The organism is Thauera phenylacetica B4P (assembly GCF_000310225.1).
Taxonomy (GTDB): domain Bacteria; phylum Pseudomonadota; class Gammaproteobacteria; order Burkholderiales; family Rhodocyclaceae; genus Thauera; species Thauera phenylacetica.
Genome location: NZ_AMXF01000448.1, coordinates 1 through 1,433, shown reverse-complemented (window position 1 = coordinate 1,433; position 1,433 = coordinate 1). Strand labels below are relative to the sequence as shown.

The window sequence follows — 1,433 nt, the reverse complement described above, 5'->3', positions numbered from 1 at the left end:
GCAGCGCGCGCGGGGCGTGGCCGAGGCCGGGCAGGTCGGCGCGCTCGGCGCCCAGCTCGCGGCGCACGAGCGGGGTGTCGATCCACACCGGGACGTTGTTCTGCAAGGCGATCATCGCCAGCGCCAGCACGTTCGAGGACAGCGCGCGCGCCCCATCCCCCGCGAAGATCGTCGCCGCGGCGCGGCCGCGGCGCGCGTCGAGCGCGTCGGCGGCGCCGTCGTCGTTCCACGGCACCAGCACCACGGCGGTGGCCTCGACGATGTCGGCGTCCTCCACCGTGCGCGGGCCGGTGATCGTGGTGGGGTAGGCGCCGACCGGGTTGTCGGTGAACTCCACCGGACGCAGCGCGAGCACGAACAGGCCCGTGCGGTTGCGCAGCGGCGGCTGCGCGATGCGGCCGAGGCCGAAGCGGGCGGAGAGCTGCTCGGCATGGGGGATGTCGCCCAGGCGCACGCTCGCCGCGCGCGGCAGCACCACCAGCTCGCCCGCGGGGGTGACGCCGTGGCCGGCGGCGATCTCGATGCGGTCGCCCTCGCCGCGGCTGACCTCCAGGCCGCCGGCCACGCCGCTGCCGGCGGCGCGGCCGAGGTCGGCCTCGCGTGCGAGGATGTATTGCTGGTCGCGGATCAGGTCGCGCGCGGCGAGGAAGCGGCCGTCGAAGTAGCGCGGACGTTCTCGCCGCGGGTCCTCGATCAGCACGCCGGCGGCGCGCAGCGCGGCCACTTCGGCTGCGGCGAGCGTGGGGCGGGCGGTTGCGGTCCTCAGGTCCATGGTGAATCCTCCGGCACGCCCGGGGGCGCGCGCATCGGCAGGCGGGTCGGCTGCCGGGTTGTCATCGTTCTCTCGCTCCCTCGCCGCCTCACAGGCCCGCGCCCAGGGCGCCGGCCAAGAGGCCCAGGTGCGGCAGGATGCGTCGCCCCCAGTTGTCCACGATCACCGCGCCGGTGCGCTCGGGTGGATTGCCGGCGCCCACGGCGACGAACACGCGGGCGAGGAAGATCGCGGTGGGGTCGAGGCCGGGCGGGTGGCCGGGCGGGCGCGGCAGGTCGCCGTTGGCGTCGAGCTGGCCGGCGAGGCTGGGCCAGGCGTCGAGCACCGCGTCCTGCAGGGCGTCGCGCCGCGCGGCGGGGTCGAGGGCCGAGAGATCGGGATCGCGCAGCGGCAGGCCGTCGAAGTCGTCGTCGAGGCCGTCGCCGCGCAGCACCAGGTGCAGCTCCCAGCCATCGCGCAGGCGGGCGGTCTCGACCGCGTCGAGGGCGTCGAAGGGGCCACTGGCAAACGCGGGGGTGAGCGCCTGGCGGCAGGTCACGAAGCGGATGAAGGCGTCCGCGATCACCGCCCGAGCGGGGAGTGGCTCGGCGCCGGCGCGCAGGCGCGCGCTGGCGAAGCGGGCGGGGTCGTCGAGCGCGGCGCGGCGCAGGTCGTCGCCGCC

At 76.8% G+C, this 1,433-nt stretch carries 2 protein-coding genes; both read right to left on the bottom strand.

Features of this window, described 5'->3' with window-relative positions; translation table 11 throughout:
• On the bottom strand, positions 1-772 hold a 772-nt coding region (locus tag C667_RS22920), incomplete at its 3' end, for a hypothetical protein (RefSeq protein WP_004388612.1).
• Positions 773-860: 88 nt separating this feature from the next.
• Positions 861-1,433 (bottom strand): hypothetical protein (locus C667_RS22915; protein WP_004388610.1); only part of this gene is annotated, 573 nt, incomplete at its 5' end.